Below are 20,803 nucleotides of genomic sequence, written 5' to 3' on the forward strand. Positions count from 1 at the left end.
GAGAGCCCCGTCCCGGTTCCTCAAAATTGGCCGGGCTGCAGGATTTTACATAATTCGATTGCATTTGGCATATCCTATTGATAAGAATATGAGCCTTTGACAGGTATAACATTTTCTCCAAGGCAGCCCCATACACTGAACATGCAAACCTGCGACCGGAAAAACGGCAAAGAAACAATGAAAAATGGTTGACAGACCGGATTGATCACTGATAAAATATATGTTTTATTTGACCGGAAGCGCAAGCTGTGTTATAATTGAAACCAGTGAGGTGGAGCGAAATGCCAAAAACGTTAACAGACATTAAAAGATCCTTGGATTCAAACTTGGGAAAAAGATTAATGTTAAGAGCCAATGGCGGCAGAAGAAAGACGATTGAACGTTCCGGTGTTTTGGCAGAAACTTACCCAGCAGTTTTTGTCATCGAATTAGACCAGGAGGAAAATGCTTTTGAACGTGTTTCCTACAGCTATGCAGATGTCCTGACAGAAACAGTACAGCTTGTTTTTATGGATAAACAACAAGAGGTTTGATGAGCGGCAGCAGACATATGTTTGCTGTTTTCTATTTTACGGGCGGCAGCAGGGATCCCTGCTGCCGCTTTCTTCATATTCCAGGCTTGTTTCGTACATACTACAAAGAGGCGCATGCAGGGATATGACAACCAAATGAAAGGAAAGGCAGGGGCTTTTTTTGCCTTTCCCATCAAAGGGGGAAATTTTATCTAATGGGCCGAAGAAGAGGGATCATGTCTGAACGTTTTAAAGAAGAACTGGCGAAAGATCTCGGCTTTTATGATGTCGTCCAGGAAGAAGGCTGGGGCGGCATTAAAGCCCGGGATGCCGGGAATATGGTAAAGCGTGCCATTGAACTGGCTGAAGCGCACCTTGCTTCGGAAAAACAATCGGGCAACTGACCTGACAATCTTTGCGACTGCTGCATGGCGCCGGGCCGGGGAATTTCCCCGGCTTTTTGCATATTCGGGCGGCGAATGCACATGCGGCAATTTTGTCAATTTTTATGTTCTACGAAATTTGCGTTTTGATGTAAATATTTGCCGGGCGTTATGTTAGAATAAGAAAAATGAAGCAGGAAATACGGCTGGATTGGATGTTGGAAGTAGGTGAAGGATTTGAAGTTGTTGGTCAAGGCACCGGCAAAAATTAATTTATCGCTCGATGTGCTTGGCAAACGGGAGGATGGCTATCATGAGGTGGAGATGGTCATGACAACCATTGACCTTGCAGATCATATCGAGCTCTCGGAGCGGCACGATCAGGAGATTAAAATTGTGTCGCAAAACCGGTTTGTGCCGGATGATGAGAGAAATTTGGCGTACCAGGCTGCAAGGCTTCTGAAAACGCGGTGTAGCGTCAGGCAGGGGGTCGAAATTGCGATTGACAAAGTCATTCCGGTGGCTGCCGGGCTGGCGGGGGGCAGCAGTGATGCGGCAGCTACCCTCCGCGGCCTGAATACGCTCTGGGATCTCGGCCTTTCCTTAGATGAGCTTGCAACACTCGGTGCCGAAATCGGGTCGGATGTCTCGTTTTGCGTATACGGCGGCACTGCGCTCGCAAAAGGAAGGGGAGAAAATATTACAAAACTGCCGGCACCGCCAAACTGCTGGGTCATTTTGGCGAAACCGTCCATCGGCGTGTCAACGGCAGAAATTTACCGCCAACTGGACTTAAATGAAGTGGTGCATCCGGATATTCCCGGCATGATCAGCGCCCTGTGCGCCCGTGATTATGCCGGCATATGCAAGCATGCGGGAAATGTGCTGGAAAGCGTCACATTAAAGGCATACCCGCAAGTGGCGCAAATCAAAAAACAAATGCAGCGCTTCGGGGCGGATCTCGTCTTAATGAGCGGAAGCGGCCCGACAGTATTCGGGCTTGTCCGGCATGATTCGCGGCTGCAGCGGATTTATAACGGCCTCCGGGGATTCTGCGGCCAGGTATTTGCTGTCAGGATGATTGGAGAACGCGAACAATTTTAAATATAAAATAATGATTGTACGGATTTTTGTTTTCAAAAAGAAAAAAATGCGGTATATTAATGTTATTGAATCCGAGTTTCCAGAGCCGCCGTGCCGATTTTGTACGGAGAAGAGCGGGGCCGGCATTTTTGACAGACGGGATTATGACGGGGGTTTTTGACGTGAAATTTCGGCGAAGTGAACGTCTTGTAGATATGACACATTATTTGTTGGAAAAACCAAGGATTCTCGTTCCCCTCAGTTTTTTTGCCGATCGTTACCAGTCTGCAAAATCTTCCATCAGTGAAGATTTGACGATTATCAAAGAAACATTCGAGAAAAGGGGCATTGGGACGTTGCAGACGGTTCCCGGCGCAGCGGGCGGCGTTAAATTTATTTCGCGTACAGATAGGGCGGAAGCAAAAGAGGCCATCAGCGAACTTTGCACGCTGATGGAGAATCCGGACCGGCTTTTGCCGGGCGGTTATTTGTATATGACGGACCTGATCGGCAGCCCGCAGGTCGTCAGCAAAGTCGGGAAGCTTTTGGCAACCGCATTTGCGGACAGGGAGATTGACACGATTATGACGGTCGCGACAAAAGGAATCCCGATTGCGCTGGCAACAGCGGCTTATTTAAATGTTCCGGTTGTGATTGTCCGCAATGACAGCAAGGTGACGGAAGGACCGACTGTCAGCATTAACTATGTTTCCGGATCACAAAAACGGATCCAGACGATGGTCCTCTCAAAAAGGAGCCTGCGGGAAGGCGCAAACGTTTTAATTGTCGATGATTTTATGAAAGCAGGCGGGACGATTAACGGCATGATCAATCTGCTGAAAGAATTCGATGCTTCTGTTTCGGGCATCGGCGTTTTGGTTGAATCGGAAGACACGAAAGAACGGCTTGTTGATGATTACGTGTCCCTTGTGAAATTAAGGGATGTCGATGTCCGCAGCCAGCAGATCAAAGTGGTGGAAGGGAATTATTTTTCAAAAGTTAGCTTGTTCGGAGGGGATTAAGGAATGAAAACCATCTCAACAAATCAGGCGCCTGCGGCAATCGGGCCGTATGCACAGGGCGTTGTGGCAGGAAATTTATTTTTCAGTTCGGGACAGATTCCGCTAAGAGCGGACGGCACGCTTGTGGAAGGCAGCATTGAAGCGCAGGCCCGCCAGGTAATGGAAAATTTAAAAGCGGTGCTTGAGGCAGCCGGGGCTTCTTTTGATACGGTTGTCAAAACGACGGTTTTTATTCAAAACATGGACGATTTTGCAAAAATAAACGACGTTTACGGTTCCTATTTTACGGACCATAAACCGGCGCGATCCTGCGTTGAAGTGGCAAGGCTCCCGAAAAATGCCGGCGTCGAAATCGAAGTGGTCGCGCTTATTCCGTGATCTTTATACGCTTCCATTTTTTCACCTTATGAAAAATTTTAGAATTTTTTTCTGGAAAAGAAGGAAATTTTAAAAGGGTGTTGAATAATAAAGATGATCCTAAATCTTTTGAGGTGGTGAAAGAATGGAAGTGACGGATGTAAGGCTGCGCCGTGTCCATACGGAGGGCAGGATGAGGGCGATTGCCTCGATTACCATGGACAACGAATTTGTCATCCACGATATCCGGGTGATTGATGGCAACAATGGCCTGTTTGTTGCAATGCCGAGCAAAAGGACGCCGGATGGCGAATTCAGGGACATTGCCCACCCTATTAATTCGGGTACGCGCAGTAAGATTCACGATGCAGTCTTGTCGGAATATCACCGTTTAGGGGAATTGGAACAAGTGGAATTTGAAGAAGCTGGCGCGTCCTGATAGATTTTTGCAACAAGAGCCTACTTCAACAGTAAGGCTCTTCTTTTTTGTCCTCCCGGCGCCGTTTGGCAGCCTGCACTGTTATTGTTTTCACCATTATTGATTGAATTTTTGCGGATGTGTGGGCGGGAGAGGAGGCATTTTAAATGAAAAAATAGTTTTGCCCGTAAGGTTATTGTTCTGGTTGTGATTGGCGGGTTCTTTATATACCAACACAATCAAAATCAAAGCGTATCAAGTGGCCGGGACCATTCTGAAACAAGCCCCTCTCCGCAGCCTAAAGATAAAGCGGAACAAAAGGACGCCAGTTAGGATGAATCCGCCGCTTCAACAACAACGGGAAGCGGCCGGAATCATTCTGAGGGACAGTCAAAAGAAAGCAGCCCGGCAGCTACCGGGTCTGGCAATGCAAAATCAGGCCGGCCCACATCAAGGCATTCACCGGCATCCGGGAATCCGGCATCGGATAATGGAGGAACATCAAGCAACAGCACCAGTTCCGGCACGGATAAGACCAGCCAGGCTGTAAACCGGCCAAAAGGTGCCTGGGTAACCACTTTTGAGAAAGAATTGTATAAAGGCTACCACGTTACACCCAGCCGCTATAAATATATTGGCAACGGGAATTGGGAAGTTTGGGTGAAAGAAGTGGATACGGGTGAAAATCCATATGTAACCGTCAACCAGAAGACGGGCGATTTTCATGGATAATGAAGTTTCACAAAAAAATCCCCATAAAATGCCCCCCGCATAAAGCGGGGGTTTAACGGCTTTCCGAAAGAAGTCTCCCATCCTCAAGGAATGTGGAGGTGCGAATCGCACCAATGAGTAGGTGGAAGATGAATTTCGGTTGGCTTTAGCCAAAGTTATTTTTCCAATCCTTTTCTCAACAATTCTAAGATTGCGGCTGTTCTAGTTGGAATCCCATTTTCTTTTTGATATTGCTCCAATTTTTCTAATATCGTCTTAGGCATACGAATTTCTACACGTTCTTTCTCTTCTCTCATGATTATCACCTCATATTGATTGTACGGATTTTTTACGATATAATCAATATATACGAAATTTTTCCGCACAAAGTGAGGTGAATGGATATGGCCAAGCAAAACAAAGCTTTCAAGTTTCGTTTGTTACCAAACAAAGAACAATCCGCATTATTAGCTAAGACATTTGGTTGTGTTCGCTTTGTCTACAATAAGATGTTAGCTGAACGCAAAGAAACGTATGAAAAGTTCAAGGATGATAAAGAATTGCTTAAAAAGCAAAAGTTTCCGACTCCTGCAAAATATAAAAGTGAATTTCCATTCCTAAAAGAAGTGGATTCTTTAGCTTTGGCAAATGCACAAATGAACTTACAGACTGCTTATAAGAATTTCTTTGAAGGAAATGCGGATTTTCCAAAGTTCAAAAATCGTAAAGCAAAACAATCCTATACAACTAATATGGTCAACGGAAATATTAAGCTAGAAAATGGTCATATCAAACTGCCAAAAATCAAAAAGCCAATAAAAATGAAACAGCATAGAGAGATACCTGCTGATTATAAAATCAAATCTTGCACTATTTCTAAAACAAAGACAGGCAAATACTACATTTCAATTTTGACAGAATATGAGAAAGATATTCGTCCAGTTAAAATACAGAAAGTTGTTGGTTTGGATTTTGCTATGGATGGTCTATATGTCGAGAGTGAACAGGGTAAGAAAGCCAATTACCCACGTTACTATCGGCAAGCCTTAGATAAATTAGCAAAAGCACAACGAATTCTTTCTCGAAGAAAGAAAGGTTCTGCACGTTGGAACAAGCAACGACTAGTAGTGGCTAAGTTACATGAGAAAGTGGCGAACCAACGCATGAATTTTCTTCATCATAAGTCAAAAGAATTAGCTTCTAACTTTGATGCTGTCGTGATTGAGGACTTGAACATGAAAGGGATGTCTCAAGCCCTTCACTTCGGGAAAAGCGTTCACGACAACGGTTGGGGGATGTTCACTACTTTCTTAGCGTATAAGCTAAAAGAACAAGGGAAACAACTTGTGAAAATTGATAAGTGGTTTCCCTCCACTAAGAAGTGTTCATGTTGCGGCAAGGAAAAAGAAATGCCATTATCTGAACGTGTATATAAATGTTCTTGCGGCTTTGTATTAGATCGCGATCACAATTCAGCAATCAATATCAAAAATGAGGGATTACGCTTATTAGCGTTATCATAAGTAACAAAACTCTTGGAACAAGAGGGTTAGCTCGGTCAGTTTTCGTTGGCAAGTAAAAGCAACGATAAGTCGAGAAGCCCCCACTTCAATCAAACCGTAAGGTTGATAAGTGGAGGGTAGTTCACTCCAGGGTTAGCATTATTTCTTTCATGCAAACAAAGTATGGGACTTAGATAAATAGAAAGGGCTGGCAATCCTCCCCAATCCATGCCCCAACATTCCCAATAATTGTAATATCCTGCCTTTCCTTGAAATATGCCCTTATTTACGATATATTTTTTTATGGATAATAAGGTTTATTGGGGGATCATAAATGACAAACAGATTCGCTGTAATCCTGGCTGCAGGCCAGGGTACCCGCATGAAGTCGAAATTGTACAAAGTGCTGCATCCCGTTTGCGGGAAACCCATGGTTGAACATGTTGCCAGCCAGGTTTTACAGCTTGAAACGGATAAGATTGTGACGGTGATCGGGCATGGTGCAGACCAGGTCCGCTCCTGCCTGGAAGGAAAAACCGCATTCGTCCTGCAAGAAGAACAGCTGGGCACAGGGCATGCCGTCCTGCAGGCAGAACCGGTTCTCGGCAACAAGGACGGGACCACTTTGGTTGTTTGCGGGGATACGCCGCTCCTTCAGGCGGAAACCTTAAAGGCCCTGTTTGAAGAACACGAACGGAAACAGGCAAAAGTGACCATTTTAACAGCAACGGCCCCCGACCCTGCCGGATACGGGCGGATCATCCGCAATGCGGCAGGCTTCGTGGAAAAAATTGTCGAACATAAAGATGCCAGCCCCGAAGAACAGCAGGTAAAGGAAATCAACACAGGCGTTTACTGCTTTGACAACCGGGCGCTTTTTGAAGCGTTGAAGCGCGTTTCCAACGATAATGCCCAGGGCGAATATTATCTTCCTGATGTGGTGGGCATTTTAAAATCGCAAGGGGAAACGGTTGTGGCTTACAAGACAGAAAGTATCGAAGAAACATTAGGGGTCAATGACCGGGTGCAACTTTCGGAAGCGGAAAGGATCATGAGAAAGCGCATCAATGAACGCCATATGCGTAACGGCGTGACCATTCTCGACCCTCGGCAAACTTACATTGAAGCGGATGTTGAAATCGGGCAGGACACGGTAATCTACCCGGGGACAAAGCTGTCCGGCAAAACAGTCATCGGGGAAGACTGCAAAATCGGCCCGAATTCCGACATTACAAATTGCGTGATCGGAAACGGAACAGAAGTCAGCCAGTCCGTTGCAGAAAACAGTGAAATTGGCGCTTCTGTCCATGTCGGCCCGTTTGCCCATATCCGGCCGGATTCCTCGATTTCCGATGAAGCGAAGATCGGCAATTTTGTGGAAGTAAAGAAATCAACAGTCGGCAAGGGCAGCAAAGCATCCCATTTGACGTACATAGGCGATGCGGAAGTCGGGGCAGGTGTCAATATCGGCTGCGGCACGATTACAGTGAATTATGACGGGAAACATAAATTTAAAACGGTCATAGAAGACGGCGCGTTTGTCGGGTGCAACTCCAATCTGATTGCGCCGGTTACAGTCGGGGAAAATGCTTATATTGCAGCAGGCTCGACCATTACAGATGATGTCCCGGGCGAAGCATTGTCCATTGCGCGCGCACGCCAGGTGAACAAGGAAAACTATGTCCAGAAGTTAAAACATAAACAACAATAATTGGAGGTCCATCATGTCTAACCAGTATTTAGATCCGAATTTAAAGATTTTCACCCTGAACTCCAACCCGAAACTTGCCGAGGAAATTGCCAACGTTGTCGGAGTCGAACTTGGAAAATGTTCCGTTTCACAATTCAGCGACGGGGAAATCCAGATCAATATTGAAGAAAGCATCCGTGGTTGCGATGTTTATGTGATACAGTCGACAAGCGATCCTGTCAATGAACATATGATGGAACTTCTGATTATGGTTGATGCTTTAAAACGGGCATCGGCACGGACCATTAATCTTGTGATTCCTTACTATGGTTATGCGCGCCAGGACAGAAAAGCGCGTGCACGTGAACCGATTACCGCAAAACTGGTGGCGAACCTTCTCGAAACGGCCGGTGCGACAAGGGTCATTACCCTTGATCTGCACGCCCCGCAAATTCAAGGGTTTTTTGACATTCCGATCGACCACCTGATGGGCGTTCCAATTATTGCAAAGTATTTTGAAGATAAAGGATTCCAAGCGGAAGATATCGTTGTCGTTTCCCCTGACCATGGCGGTGTCACCCGTGCGCGCAAACTGGCTGAACGTTTAAAAACGCCGATCGCCATTATCGACAAACGCCGCCCGCGCCCGAATGTGGCGGAGGTAATGAATATTGTTGGAAATGTTGACGGAAAAATTTGCATCATTATTGATGATATTATTGACACGGCAGGCACGATTACGCTTGCGGCAAAAGCGCTGATTGAAAGCGGCGCAAAAGAAGTGTACGCCAGCTGCACTCATCCGGTTTTATCCGGGCCGGCGATTGAACGGATTAACAATTCCCCGATTAAAGAACTGGTGGCGACCAATTCCATTAACATTCCGGAAGAACGAAAAAGTGAAAAACTGGTTGAATTGTCTGTAGCCCCGCTTTTGGGCGAAGCGATTATCCGTGTGCATGAAGACCAGTCCGTAAGCCCGCTGTTCGATATTTGAAAGAATCCGGCGATTGGGGTATGAAAATATTTTTTAAAAGCAGTTCAAGTTTTTACAAGAAAAGCACGCAATCCTGCAAAACAGGAAAAGCCTCACTTATATCGGTAATTTTAAGCCATTTTTTCAAAACAGGTTTATAATGGATAATGGCAGGGTAAAGATATATTTGATGTTTGCTTAAACATTAGGAGGTCAATATTTATGGCAGATGTACTTGGAGCAAAAAAAAGAGAGGTTAAACACCATTCTTCCAGCCGCCGGTTAAGAAGAAATGGTTGCATACCGGGTGTTGTTTACGGATACCAGACGGAAAATACGCCGGTTTATGTCAATTACGCCGAGTTTGAAAAATTACTGCGCGAAAACGGGAGAAATGCGGTGCTTTCCCTGAATGTGAACGGGACACAGCGGAATGTGATGGTACATGAAGTGCAAACCGATCCTTTGAAAAATAAAATCATTCATGTCGATTTTCTTGCCGTCAATATGTCGGAAGATGTCGATGCCACTGTGCGCGTTATCCTTTCTGAAGAATGCGCCGGCGTAAAGGACGGCGGCGTGCTGCAGCAGGCACTGCATGAATTGTCGATTACAACAAAACCGGATCAAATTCCTGATGCCATTACGGTGGATGTTTCCAATCTGCAAGTTGGGGAAAACATTACTGTTGCGGACATCCGCGGACAGTATGGATTTACCATCAATCATGAAGATACGGAAACCATTTGCTCCGTTCTGCCGCCTCGCCAGGAAGAAGAAATCAGCACCGGCGAACAGCAGGAATCAGGGACGCCTGAAAATCTTGAAGGACGGGAAACAAGCGGAGCATAACATCCGGGTTTGTGAAAAAAAGGCGTATGAGCATACGCCTTTTTTGCCGTCATGCCGGATCCTTTGCTAAGATAGAAAAGTACCCGCCGTGTTGTGTGTGAATTTTCATAAAATATTTTACGTTTTTTATGCACGAGCAAGCTTGCCGGGGGCAAATGATGGGGGCACAAAATGCGCCACTTGTTCCGTTCCTTTATTTTCAAGTGGCATGGAAGGCATGAGGAGCAGCATTTTCCGGGAAAAACTTGCCACATGCCCACAGTCCGGCCTGCTTGCACTTTTATCTGTCTTCGTGGATAATTAAAACAGGGTTTTACGTATGGAGAGAAACCGGCACGGGTGGAAAACGGGCGCGCCCTGTTTTTTGCCCGTTGCATGCACAAATGGGCTGCCTGTTGGCTGAAAAGGCATCACGGTAACATGATGCTGCTGTCCCTTAAAAACGGCTGCAGGCAGTTTTCCTTAGCAGCTTATTTCATTTCAGCAGGGAATGAATCAATCGGGGTGTGAATATGAAATGTATTGTCGGGCTTGGAAATCCGGGAGCCCAATATGAACATACAAGGCATAACATCGGTTTTGAAGTGGTCAATCTGCTTGCAGAACGGCTGCAGGCCCCTTTTAAACAGTCGAAATTCAAGGGGTTGTGTGCAGAAACAACTGTAAACGGCGAAAAAGTGCTGCTTTTAAAACCGATGACATATATGAATTTATCCGGCGAGTCGGTCAAAGCAGCCATGGATTATTACCGCCTTGGCACCGGAGATTTGCTTGTCGTCTACGATGACCTCGATCTTCCGCCCGGCAAAATCCGCCTGCGGCAAAAAGGAAGCGCCGGCGGCCATAACGGAATCAAATCCATCATCCACCATCTTGGAACACAGGAGTTTAACCGGATCCGCATCGGTATCGGGCGGCCGGACAGAGATATCTACATGCCGGATTATGTGCTCGGCCGCTTTTCAAAAGAAGACCGGGTGAAAATGCAGCTGGCGGTTGAAAAAAGCGCCGATGCTTGCGAAGCTTGGCTGGAAAAGCCGTTCCCTGTCGTGATGAACTTTTATAATTGAGCCGCCATTTATGCGGAATATGGGGAATTTCCGCGAAATTCCGCGGCCATTTCTTCCGTTTTTATAAAAAAACGAATAACCCCTTCCCATTGCGCCCATACTATATAAGGACGATATGAAAAAGGGGGCCGGAAGATGGCCGTTCATTACTATTGCCGGCACTGCGGCATAAAAATCGGCACCATCCCGGGTATTGAAGCAGACCGGATGGGACTTTTCTTTTTAACGAATGAGGAGCGGAAGGAAATGGTGCTTCCCCAGGAAGACGGGAGCGTCCGCATCCAGTCGATTTGCGAAGAATGCCAGGATTCATTTGAACGCGAACCCGCATTTCATCAATACGGCTATTTAATCCAATAATCCGCTTTGGAAGGGAGTCCAAAGCATTTTTCTGTTTTGCTGCAGGAACATTTATGCTTTCTGCAGCCCCTTCCCGTTTAAATTTTACAAAACAGTGTGAATAGTAGAGAAAAGGAAATCGGATCAAGAGAGGAGTTGGCCCTTTTTGGACGGAATACAAAAAATGATCCTTGAACACAAGGAAGCAGAATCGGTCATAAGCGGCATAACGGCCGGCCTGAAAGAGCAGCTTGTTTCCGGGTTGTCCGGTTCCGCCCGCAGCGCTTTTATTGCTTCGGTCTATCAAAAAACGGAACAGCCGGCCATTGTGTTAACTTATAATCTATTACAGGCGCAAAAGTTGTATGATGATCTCCTGCAATTTATGGATGAAAGCGCCTTATTTCTGTATCCTGCAAATGAACTGATTGCGGACGAACTGGGCGTGGCAAGCCCCGAACTGATGGCCCAACGGATAGATGTGCTGAATGCGTTGCTATCGGGAAAAAATTGCCTGATCGTTGTCCCGATGGCCGGAATGCGGAAAATTTTGCCGCCGAAGACGGTTTGGGAAAAGTACCAGCTGCACTTCGAAACAGGAAAAGAAATTGAGCTTGATCGTGTATTGGAAATGCTTGTGGAAATGGGTTATACTCGGTCGGATATGGTCGATTCACCGGGAGATTTCAGTGTGCGCGGCGGAATTCTCGATATATACCCGCTGACAGAAGAAGACCCGGTCCGTATCGAATTATTTGACACCGAAGTAGACTCCATCCGGACGTTTTCCGCTGAAGACCAGCGTTCCCGGAATAAACTTTCTGCTGTCTCCATCGGGCCGGCGACGGAATATCCGGCAGGCCGCCCTTCGCTCATCAAAGCGGCCGGAGCCGTAAAAGAAGGGCTCAGCAAAACACTAGCTAAAATTAAAGATGACCAGGTCAAACAACTGCTTGCCCAAAACATCGGTTTTGACATCGAAAAGCTGAAAAACGGGGAAAAACCCGATCAAATTTTTAAATATTTATCGATTCTGTATGACCAGCCTGCCAGTCTCTTAGACTATGTGGAAACTTCCGGCATTTTGTTTTTGGATGAGTTCGGCCGGATCCAGGAAATGCAGGAGCGCCTCGATAAAGAAGAAGCTGAATGGTACACGGCGATGATGGAAGAAGGCGAAATGATCTATGATTTGGCCGTTTCCCATGCCTTAGATACACTGTTGTCAGAAAAAAAATGGAAGAAGCTCTATTTGTCACTGTTTTTGCGCCATATCCAAAATACAAATCCGCAAAACATTGTAAATATCGCTTGCAAGCCGATGCAGTCGTTCCATGGGCAGATGCATGTGCTGAAGGCGGAAATCGAACGCTGGAAGAAAGGCCGTTTTACGGTGGTTTTCCTTGGTGCGGACAAAAACCGGGCTGAAAAAATCCAAAGTGTTCTGGAAGATTATGAGATTGAAGCTGCCTACGCGGCGGGTATCATCCCTGGGCGTATCCAGGTGGCGGAAGGGAACCTGAACACCGGTTTTGAGCTTCCGATGTGCAAGCTTGCCGTCATTACGGAAGAAGAACTTTTCAATAAAAAGGCGAAGAAAAAAACGCGCCGGCAAAAGCTGTCCAATGCCGAGCGGATTAAAAACTATTCCGAGCTGAATGTAGGAGACTATGTGGTTCATGTCAACCATGGGATCGGGAAATATTTGGGGATTGTGACGCTTGAAATCAACGGCGTTCATAAAGACTATCTCCATATTAAGTACCAGGGTTCGGATAAGCTATATGTGCCGGTTGACCAGATCGACCTTGTCCAAAAATACGTCGGTTCGGAAGGAAAAGAGCCGAAACTTTACAAGCTGGGCGGCAGCGAATGGAAACGGGTTAAACGGAAAGTCCAGTCATCCATCCAGGATATCGCGGACGACCTCGTCAAATTGTATGCGGAGAGGGAAGCATCAAGAGGGTTTGCCTTTTCTCCGGACGGGGATATGCAGCGTGAGTTCGAGGCGGCTTTTCCGTATAAAGAAACGGAAGACCAGCTCCGGTCGATCCAGGAAATCAAGCGGGACATGGAAAAAGAGAAACCGATGGACCGCCTGCTGTGCGGGGACGTCGGCTACGGCAAGACGGAAGTGGCCATCCGCGCCGCTTTTAAAGCAGTGATGGACGGCAAGCAAGTGGCCATGCTTGTGCCGACCACCATCCTTGCCCAGCAGCATTTTGAAACGGTCACGGAAAGGTTCCATGGCTATCCGATAAAAGTCGGGCTGTTGAGCCGTTTCCGGACGCGGAAAGAGCAGAATGAAACGATTAAAGGCTTGCGCAACGGGACGATTGATATGGTAATCGGCACGCACCGGCTGCTTTCAAAAGATATCCAGTTCCGTGATCTGGGCCTCTTGATCATTGACGAGGAGCAGCGGTTCGGTGTCAGCCATAAGGAAAAAATCAAGAAATTAAAGACGAATGTCGACGTGCTGACCCTGACCGCAACGCCAATCCCAAGGACGCTGCATATGTCCATGGTCGGCGTGCGGGATCTGTCTGTTATTGAAACGCCGCCTGAGAACCGTTTCCCGGTGCAAACTTACGTGCTGGAATATAATGACCAGATGGTGCGGGAAGCGATCGAACGCGAACTGGCGCGGGACGGGCAGGTGTACTTTTTGTATAACCGGATTGAAGATATTGAGCGGAAGGCGGAGGAAATTGCGCGGCTTGTTCCCGATGCGCGCGTGGCGTATGCCCACGGCCGGATGACAGAATCCCAGCTTGAAACGGTCATTCTCGGCTTTCTTGAAGGCGAATACGATGTGCTTGTGACGACGACGATTATTGAGACGGGCGTGGACATCCCGAATGTCAACACCTTGATCGTCAATGATGCGGACCGGATGGGGCTTTCGCAGTTATACCAGCTGCGCGGGCGTGTCGGGCGGTCCAACCGGGTAGCGTATGCTTATTTTACGTACAGAAAAGACAAGGTGCTGGCGGAAGCATCGGAAAAAAGGCTACAGGCGATTAAAGAATTTACGGAACTCGGATCCGGCTTTAAAATTGCGATGCGCGACTTGTCCATCCGCGGCGCCGGCAACCTGCTGGGCGCACAACAGCACGGGTTCATCGATTCGGTCGGTTTCGATTTGTATTCGCAAATGCTGAAAGAAGCGATCGAAGCGCGGAAAGGGACAGACGGCGAAGAGGAAAAACTGCCGCCATTTGAAGTCGAACTCGAAATTGATGCGTATATTCCGGATGCCTATATTAAAGACGGATACCAGAAAATTGAAATGTATAAGCGGTTCAGGGGCATCGAGACGCTTGAAGATGTTGAAGAATTAAAAGAAGAGATGATTGACCGTTTCGGCGAGTATCCGCAGCAGGTAAGCGACCTGTTTACGATTGCGGAGATGAAAGTATACGCCAAAGAAGCGATGATTTCATCGATTAAACAAAACAAGCAATTGATCACGATTTTAATGTCCGAAAAAGGCTCGAAGCAGGTAAACGGCCCGAAAGTCGTGGACATTGTGAGAAAATACGGGCGTTCGGCCGGATTCGGCATGGAAGGCAACCAGCTGAAAATTACGCTGGATATTAAAAAAAGCAAGGGCCATGAGTGGCTTTACACCTGCACGGAAATGATCCGGGAACTGCGGGGCGCCTTCGAAAGGGCCGAAACGACGAGCGCTTCCCGGTAAGTTGGAGGCTAAAACCTGAAGGGGCGGCTTTTTGGCAAAGGCCTGTTTGTAAAAGCACGGAACAGCGGTTTGTTCCGTGCTTTTTATGGTTCTTGATGTTTGCCGTGGAAAAATTCCGGGAAAAAGATAGAGAAGAATTGGAAATCAATCCAATCGATAGCAATTGTACAAAAAACGTTCATGATGTATAGAACTTGCCAGATGAAAGATACTAATGTCAACGTAGGTAAAGGATTCAAGAGCCATCTGAGGATGGAAAAAATCAACTGATGAAAGTGAGGGCAACTTTAGATGAAAGCAACTGGTATTGTTCGTCGTATTGATGATCTAGGCAGAGTTGTCATCCCGAAAGAGATACGAAGGACGCTTCGTATCCGTGAAGGGGACCCGCTTGAAATTTTTGTGGACCGCGACGGAGAAGTTATTTTGAAAAAATATTCGCCGATCAGTGAACTAAGTGATTTTGCCAAGGAGTATGCCGAAGCGCTGTATGACAGTTTAACGAGCCCTGTCCTGATCTGTGACCGGGATGCCGTGATTGCAGTCAGCGGCGGTTCAAAAAAAGAATACTTAAATAAAAGAAATGGCGAAGTGATCGAAAAAGTCATGGAGGACAGGATGCCGGTTTTATCAAAAGAAAAAGGGAAAACAGCGCTGGTGGACGGGGTGGAAGAGGAACTGGCTTCTTATACGATTGCCCCGATTGTCGCAAGCGGCGATCCGATTGGTGCTGTCGTCATTTTTTCAAAAGACCGCACGTTCGGGGAAGTGGAACAGAAATCGGCGGAAACGGCTGCCGGATTCCTGGCCCGCCAGATGGAACAGTAAGGCTTTTTTCTCCCGTTTTTTTCCGGGATTTTTTTGTCATCATTTGTTTTCACGCACGGCCAAAAAAGCGCAGGCAAAGGGTCTGCGTTTTTTTGATCTGTTTTTTCGCAGGTTGTCTGTAAGGCGCGTCTTGTATCCCCTTTTATGGTATAATACATTCGATTTTATTCTATGTACGGTGTTACGGCCGTGTGAAAGGCAGAAAAGACGTGCAGCAGGATCATGAGTCAAAAAAGCTTTTTCAAGGCATTCTGATTTTAACCTTGTCATCCGTCATTACGAAAATCCTCAGTGCAGTTTACCGCGTGCCGTTCCAAAATATTGTCGGCGATGTCGGTTTTTATATTTATCAGCAAGTGTATCCGATTTACGGGATTGTGATCGCACTCTCATCTTCCGGTTTTCCGGTTGCCGTTTCCAAAATGGTGGCGGAACGGGAAGCAGCGGGGGAAAACAGCCACCGCGCATTTTTAAACGCGGTATTCCTCACCCTCGGCTTATTCGGTTCCGGATTGTTTCTTGCCGTTTTTTTCACCGCAGGGAAACTGGCGGCGTGGATGGGGGATCCCCGTCTTTCCCCGCTTATCCGGACGGTTTCCTGTTCCTTTTTGCTGATGCCGGTCATTTCTGCGATCAGGGGTGTTTATCAGGGGCAAGGAAAGATGGTGCCGACTGCACTCAGCCAGGTGCTCGAACAGGCGGTCCGGGTTGCGGCCATTCTTCTTCTTTCCTTTTGGCTGGTCCACGGCGGTTTTTCGCTTTATGCAGCGGGGCAAGGGGCTGTGGCCGGTTCCGTGCTGGGGGGAGCGGTGTCTGCAGCAGTCCTTGTATTTTATCTGGTCAAGGGCGGCAGGCAGGAAAAGGCAGCCCGGCTCCTTGAATGGAAAGACGTAAAGCAGGCGGCCCGCTCCCTGTTTTGCGGCGGGATTGCGGTCTGTATCAGCGGCCTCGTCCTGGTTTTGTTCCAATTTGTCGATTCCCTCCATCTTTACGCGTTGTTAACAGACGCCGGCTGGGGGGCGGAAGCGGCAAAAAAACTGAAAGGCATTTACGACCGCGGGCAGCCGTTTTTGCAGCTTGGTACAGTGACAGCGTCTTCCTTTGCCCTGAACCTTGTCCCGGTGATTGCACTTGAATATAAGAAGGGCAGGCGAAAAAGCCTTGAAAAACAGGTGCAGGCTGCTTTAAAAATCAGCACGGCGGTCGGCGCGGGCGCTGCAGCCGGACTGATCGGGATCATGCCGTTTGCCAATACGATGCTGTTTGAAAACAGCGCGGGAACAGCTGTCCTGTCTGTTTTTTCGGTTTCCATTTTATTCAGCACCTGGATTTTGACATTGTCGGGGATTTTGCAGGGAATGGGGAAGGTGTACACTCCTGCAGTGGCCATTGCGGCAGGCGTCCTGTTGAAATATGGTTTGAACGAGATTTGGGTCCCCCGTTTCGGGACCATGGGCGCTTCCGCTGCCACCGTTGCCGCTTTAGGGTTTATTTCGCTTATATTGATGATAAAATTGGGTAAAGCCTATTTTCAAATGCTGCCGGCTCTATTTTTCGGCAAGCTCGCTCTCTCCCTTTTCGCCATGTCCGCTTGTTTGCAGCTTTGGCTCCGCCTGTTTGCCCACGGGCTTCCTGGCAGGGCGGCAAGCGTTCTGGCTGCTTTGGGGGGGACGGCAATCGGTGCGGCTGTTTTTCTATTTTGTGCCGCCCGGCTGCGTTTGCTGACGGATGAAGAATGGGGGCTTGTGCCTTTTGGAACAAAATTAGCCGGCCTGAAAGGAAAGAATCGGATTGGAAAACAAAAACCATAGCATTACCGTTGCCGGTCTCGGGGCCGGGGATATGGGCCAGCTTCCGCTCGGTGTATACAGGCAGCTGAAAGCAAACAAGAAAATTTTTCTGCGGACAAAAGAACATCCGGCCGTGCCGGAACTTGAACGGGAAGGGATGAAGTATACGGCATTTGATGACGTATACGAGCGCCACGACCAATTTGAAGCGGTATACGAAGAAATTGTGGGGATCCTTTTCCGGGAAGCGGAACATCAGGATATTCTTTATGCCGTGCCCGGCCACCCGTTTGTAGCGGAACGGACAGTGCAGCTGCTGTTCGAACAAAGCGCGGCGAAACAGACGGAGATCAAAATCGCGGGCGGGCATAGTTTTATCGATGCGCTGTTCGCTTCTGTCAGGGCGGATCCGATTGAGGGCTTTCAGCTTGTAGACGGCACTGCTTTAAACCCGCACGACATTCAGGCGGACCAGCATCTCGTAGTCGGGCAGGTGTATGATGCGTTGGCGGCTTCTGAAGTCAAGCTGGCCCTCATGGAAAAATATCCGGATGAACACCGGGTGGCAATCGTCCGCGCTGCCGGCAGTACGGACGAAACTGTCAAATGGCTGAAGCTGTATGAACTGGACCGCGGATTTGAGCTCAATAATTTAACGAGCGTCTACGTTCCGCCGCTTAAAGAGCAGGATTTGCGGGACTTCGCCGAACTGCGGCAAATCATCGCGGCTTTGCGCGCGCCGGATGGCTGTCCATGGAACCGGGCGCAAACCCATTTTTCGCTGAAAAAATATTTGGTTGAAGAGTGCGGGGAAGTGCTTTCGGCGATTGACAATGAAGATGAGGAAAACCTCGTTGAAGAGCTTGGCGATGTGCTGCTCCAGGTTTTGCTGCATGCGCAAATTGGCGAAGAGGAAGGCATGTTTACGATGGAAGATGTGATAGAAGGGCTTGCTTCAAAAATGATCCGGCGCCATCCGCATGTGTTTGGCAATGTGAAAGCCGAAAGCGCGGAAGAAGTCGCGCAAAACTGGGAGCGGATAAAAGCCGCCGAAAAACAGGAAAAACGGGAGTGAGGGATGGACATGGAAAACACGACAATGCGCCTCGATAAATTTTTAAAAGTCTCGCGGCTGATTAAACGGCGTACGCTTGCAAAAGAAGTCGCCGACCAGGGCAGAATCCAGATCAACGGCGTCCAGGCAAAAGCCAGTTCAAACGTGAAAACGGGGGATGAACTGACCATCCGTTTCGGCCAGAAAGTGGTCAAGGTGAAAGTGGAGAACTTAAGGGAGTCGACAAAAAAAGAAGACGCTGCCGGCATGTACACGATGATCAGTGAAACGCGGGTCAACGAATAAAAATGTTTCAGGGTGTCCCGAAGCTGTGAACCGGCTATGGGCGCTCTTTTTATTTTTCTGGCAGAAACGCGCCCCCCGGGATATGCGGGAGATGGGCCATACGCCCGATGCAGTTGCGGAATGGAAGCTTTGCGGGAAGGCGTTTCCGGAGGGCCGCGCGAATTCCGCATGGCCGTGCTTCCGTTTCGTGTGCCGTTCCCTTTTGGTCTTTTTTTGTCCGGACGGGCATAGTATAGTACAAAGTTTGGACAAGGAAAGTGGGGATCAGGATGAGTGACTTTTATAATACACCGCAAGGCAGCAAACCGGTTCTCCAGGAACACGATGTGATGATGCGCGGCCGCAAGCTGCTGGATATTACCGGCGTGAAACAGGTGGAAAGCTTTGACAATGAGGAGTTTTTGCTGGAAACGGTAATGGGTTTTCTCGCCATCCGCGGGCAGAATTTGCAAATGAAAAACCTGGATGTTGACAAAGGGGTCGTCTCGATAAAAGGGAAAGTGTTTGATCTTGTTTATTTGGATGACCATCACGGGGAGAAAGCTAAGGGACTCTTTAGCAAGCTGTTTAGATGAGCCTGAGCGTGCAATTTTATACGATGCTTGCCATGATCGCGATGGGAAGCTTTTTTGGCGGCACCCTTGATACGTATAACCGTTTTTTGCAAAGGCGGAACAGAAAGCGCTGGGTTGTCTTTGTCCATGATGTCCTTTTTTGGCTGTTCCAGAGTTTGCTGCTGTTTTATGTCCTGTTCCTGGTAAACGCCGGGGAAGTCCGGTTTTATATTTTTATCGCTCTCTTGTGCGGGTTTGCCGCTTACCAGGCATTATTCAAAAACGGTTACTTGAAGCTTTTGGAATGGTGCATCCAGGCAGCATGCCGCACTGGCCGGTTTACAGCCGGCATGTTCCGGCTTCTTGTTTTCCGCCCGGCCAAAGGATTTGTCCTTCTTTTGTTTGCCCTTTTTCTCGGCGCGGGGCGATTGCTTTATACGATTGTAAAAATGATGGCAAAAATGGTAATATGGATATTAAAGACCGGGCTTAAACCGTTTTCCGCACTGGGTGTTTTTTTATGGCGCATCAATCCGCTGCGCGCCTCTTTTGACCGTTTTTTTATGAAAACGGCAGGATTTTGGAAAACAATCCAGAATAAGTTTATCAAACTGAAAAACCGGATCGGCAAGTTTTTTAAAAGATAAGCCCGGTGGCTGTACTTTCCGCTCTGCCTAGGGCTTTTTAGGAGGGAGTATGTTGGGACGCAATATTGCTTCAATGGACAATGCTTATACGAAACAGCAATCGGTCAAAGAAAAAGTACTGGCAAGAAGGCGCAAGCTGCTTTTCCGGCGATTGGCGCTTTTCGGTGTTATGGCAGTGCTTGTTTCCGCACTGCTCGTCTCTACCCTGGTCTCACGGAACGCACAGCTCGCTGCAAAAAAAGAACAAAAAGCAAAGCTGGAGCACCAGGTAAGGGACATTGACAAGCAGCAGGCGATGCTTAGAAGCGAGATTAAGAAACTGAAAGATGATAACTATATTGCAAAACTCGCCCGCAGCGAATATTTCCTTTCCAAAAAAGGGGAGATCATCTTTAATCTGCCTGATTCCAAAAAGAATGCCCAAGAAGAAGACGTGTCTTATTGACACTCTTTTTTCATGTTCGTTATAATATGTTAAAGGTTGATTTTTTTATCTTTTAAGGAGGAAAATTTTTTTTATGTCAATTGAAGCAGGCAGCAAGTTACAAGGTAAAGTAACAGGCATCACGCATTTCGGGGCTTTCGTCGAATTGCCGGACGGCTCAACCGGGCTGGTTCATATCAGTGAAGTTGCTGATAACTATGTAAAAGATATTCATGACCATTTAAAAGTCGGCGATATCGTTGAAGTAAAGGTGCTGAATGTCGAAAAAGACGGGAAAATCGGTTTGTCGATCCGCAAGGCGAAAGACCAGGCGCAGCAATCCCAATCCCAGTCCCATTCCCATCGGCCGCAAAGGCATGGCCGGGGAAATAACCGCGGAAAAGAAGATTTTGAATCCAAAATGGCGCGCTTTTTGAAAGACAGTGAAGATCGCCTGTCTTCGCTCAAACGAAATACAGAATCGAAACGCGGCGGCCGCGGCGCGAGAAGAGGCTAACTTGCTGTCTAGTTGACTCATATATCCGTATCATTGCTTTTCATTGGAGGGCGGAACCGGTTCAA

22 protein-coding genes are annotated in these 20,803 nt (G+C 47.7%); 21 read left to right on the forward strand and 1 reads right to left on the reverse strand.

Annotated features, from left to right (window positions below; translation table 11 throughout):
• The first annotated feature begins 281 nt into the window (after positions 1-281).
• The 6 genes from veg (at position 282) to spoVG (ending at position 3,796) form a co-directional block, all read left to right on the forward strand.
• The gene (veg, locus tag NSU00_RS00155) at positions 282-533 is read left to right on the forward strand and encodes a biofilm formation stimulator Veg (RefSeq protein ID WP_013857992.1); all 252 of its coding nucleotides are present in this window, start codon (positions 282-284) and stop codon (positions 531-533) included.
• A gap of 194 nt (positions 534-727) precedes the next feature.
• Positions 728-916, forward strand: a complete 189-nt coding sequence (locus NSU00_RS00160; protein WP_017554888.1) for a small, acid-soluble spore protein, alpha/beta type — start codon at positions 728-730, stop codon at positions 914-916.
• Between the two features lie 216 nt (positions 917-1,132).
• Positions 1,133-1,999, forward strand: coding sequence for a 4-(cytidine 5'-diphospho)-2-C-methyl-D-erythritol kinase (ispE, locus tag NSU00_RS00165; protein WP_026104901.1), 867 nt, complete (start codon positions 1,133-1,135; stop codon positions 1,997-1,999).
• A 161-nt stretch (positions 2,000-2,160) separates the two neighbouring features.
• Positions 2,161-3,000: a pur operon repressor gene (gene purR, locus NSU00_RS00170; protein ID WP_029141894.1), complete on the forward strand. Its 840-nt coding sequence runs from the start codon at positions 2,161-2,163 to the stop codon at positions 2,998-3,000.
• Between the two features lie 3 nt (positions 3,001-3,003).
• Positions 3,004-3,378 (forward strand): RidA family protein, encoded by a 375-nt coding sequence (locus NSU00_RS00175; RefSeq protein WP_013857997.1) that lies wholly within the window; start codon positions 3,004-3,006, stop codon positions 3,376-3,378.
• Positions 3,379-3,502: 124 nt separating this feature from the next.
• The gene (gene spoVG / locus NSU00_RS00180) at positions 3,503-3,796 is read left to right on the forward strand and encodes a septation regulator SpoVG (RefSeq protein WP_013857998.1); all 294 of its coding nucleotides are present in this window, start codon (positions 3,503-3,505) and stop codon (positions 3,794-3,796) included.
• 866 nt (positions 3,797-4,662) lie between these two features.
• Here the strand turns inward: spoVG and NSU00_RS00185 are convergent.
• Positions 4,663-4,803 (reverse strand): ribbon-helix-helix protein, CopG family, encoded by a 141-nt coding sequence (locus NSU00_RS00185; protein ID WP_003352379.1) that lies wholly within the window; start codon positions 4,801-4,803, stop codon positions 4,663-4,665.
• Positions 4,804-4,890: 87 nt separating this feature from the next.
• On the opposite strand from NSU00_RS00185, the gene NSU00_RS00190 reads away from it, so the two are divergent.
• The 15 genes from NSU00_RS00190 (at position 4,891) to NSU00_RS00260 (ending at position 20,738) form a co-directional block, all read left to right on the forward strand.
• Positions 4,891-6,009 carry an RNA-guided endonuclease InsQ/TnpB family protein gene (locus NSU00_RS00190; RefSeq protein WP_014095882.1) on the forward strand — a complete coding sequence of 373 codons (1,119 nt, stop codon included), beginning with the start codon at positions 4,891-4,893 and terminating at the stop codon, positions 6,007-6,009.
• A 313-nt stretch (positions 6,010-6,322) separates the two neighbouring features.
• Positions 6,323-7,699 (forward strand): bifunctional UDP-N-acetylglucosamine diphosphorylase/glucosamine-1-phosphate N-acetyltransferase GlmU, encoded by a 1,377-nt coding sequence (gene glmU, locus NSU00_RS00195; RefSeq protein WP_019722085.1) that lies wholly within the window; start codon positions 6,323-6,325, stop codon positions 7,697-7,699.
• A 13-nt stretch (positions 7,700-7,712) separates the two neighbouring features.
• Positions 7,713-8,675, forward strand: coding sequence for a ribose-phosphate diphosphokinase (locus NSU00_RS00200; RefSeq protein WP_013858001.1), 963 nt, complete (start codon positions 7,713-7,715; stop codon positions 8,673-8,675).
• Positions 8,676-8,876: 201 nt separating this feature from the next.
• Positions 8,877-9,506, forward strand: a complete 630-nt coding sequence (locus NSU00_RS00205) for a 50S ribosomal protein L25/general stress protein Ctc (protein ID WP_340702157.1) — start codon at positions 8,877-8,879, stop codon at positions 9,504-9,506.
• Between the two features lie 512 nt (positions 9,507-10,018).
• Positions 10,019-10,576 (forward strand): aminoacyl-tRNA hydrolase, encoded by a 558-nt coding sequence (gene pth, locus NSU00_RS00210; RefSeq protein ID WP_013858004.1) that lies wholly within the window; start codon positions 10,019-10,021, stop codon positions 10,574-10,576.
• A gap of 135 nt (positions 10,577-10,711) precedes the next feature.
• Positions 10,712-10,936: an anti-sigma-F factor Fin family protein gene (locus NSU00_RS00215; RefSeq protein WP_013858005.1), complete on the forward strand. Its 225-nt coding sequence runs from the start codon at positions 10,712-10,714 to the stop codon at positions 10,934-10,936.
• Between the two features lie 145 nt (positions 10,937-11,081).
• On the forward strand, positions 11,082-14,618 hold the full coding sequence (gene mfd, locus NSU00_RS00220) for a transcription-repair coupling factor (protein WP_340703203.1): 3,537 nt from the start codon (positions 11,082-11,084) through the stop codon (positions 14,616-14,618).
• 291 nt (positions 14,619-14,909) lie between these two features.
• A complete protein-coding gene (gene spoVT, locus NSU00_RS00225; protein WP_013858007.1) occupies positions 14,910-15,446 on the forward strand; it encodes a stage V sporulation protein T in 537 nt (178 codons plus the stop codon).
• Between the two features lie 191 nt (positions 15,447-15,637).
• On the forward strand, positions 15,638-17,257 hold the full coding sequence (locus NSU00_RS00230; protein ID WP_265114561.1) for a putative polysaccharide biosynthesis protein: 1,620 nt from the start codon (positions 15,638-15,640) through the stop codon (positions 17,255-17,257).
• Complete coding sequence (locus NSU00_RS00235; protein ID WP_118498647.1) at positions 17,238-18,311, forward strand: MazG family protein; 1,074 nt, start codon at positions 17,238-17,240, stop codon at positions 18,309-18,311. The genes NSU00_RS00230 and NSU00_RS00235 overlap by 20 nt, the downstream gene beginning before the upstream one ends.
• A 24-nt stretch (positions 18,312-18,335) precedes the next feature.
• Complete coding sequence (locus tag NSU00_RS00240; RefSeq protein ID WP_277613379.1) at positions 18,336-18,596, forward strand: RNA-binding S4 domain-containing protein; 261 nt, start codon at positions 18,336-18,338, stop codon at positions 18,594-18,596.
• A 269-nt stretch (positions 18,597-18,865) separates the two neighbouring features.
• A complete protein-coding gene (gene yabP, locus NSU00_RS00245; RefSeq protein WP_017553419.1) occupies positions 18,866-19,171 on the forward strand; it encodes a sporulation protein YabP in 306 nt (101 codons plus the stop codon).
• The gene (yabQ, locus tag NSU00_RS00250) at positions 19,168-19,797 is read left to right on the forward strand and encodes a spore cortex biosynthesis protein YabQ (protein WP_041818559.1); all 630 of its coding nucleotides are present in this window, start codon (positions 19,168-19,170) and stop codon (positions 19,795-19,797) included. The genes yabP and yabQ overlap by 4 nt, the downstream gene beginning before the upstream one ends.
• Positions 19,798-19,846: 49 nt before the next feature.
• On the forward strand, positions 19,847-20,242 hold the full coding sequence (locus tag NSU00_RS00255) for an FtsB family cell division protein (protein WP_013858014.1): 396 nt from the start codon (positions 19,847-19,849) through the stop codon (positions 20,240-20,242).
• Between the two features lie 73 nt (positions 20,243-20,315).
• The gene (locus NSU00_RS00260; protein ID WP_014096558.1) at positions 20,316-20,738 is read left to right on the forward strand and encodes a S1 domain-containing RNA-binding protein; all 423 of its coding nucleotides are present in this window, start codon (positions 20,316-20,318) and stop codon (positions 20,736-20,738) included.
• Positions 20,739-20,803: the final 65 nt, after the last annotated feature.

Origin of the sequence: Weizmannia sp. FSL W8-0401 (genome assembly GCF_038009125.1) — a bacterium.
In the GTDB taxonomy this organism is placed as follows: domain Bacteria; phylum Bacillota; class Bacilli; order Bacillales; family Bacillaceae_C; genus Weizmannia; species Weizmannia coagulans.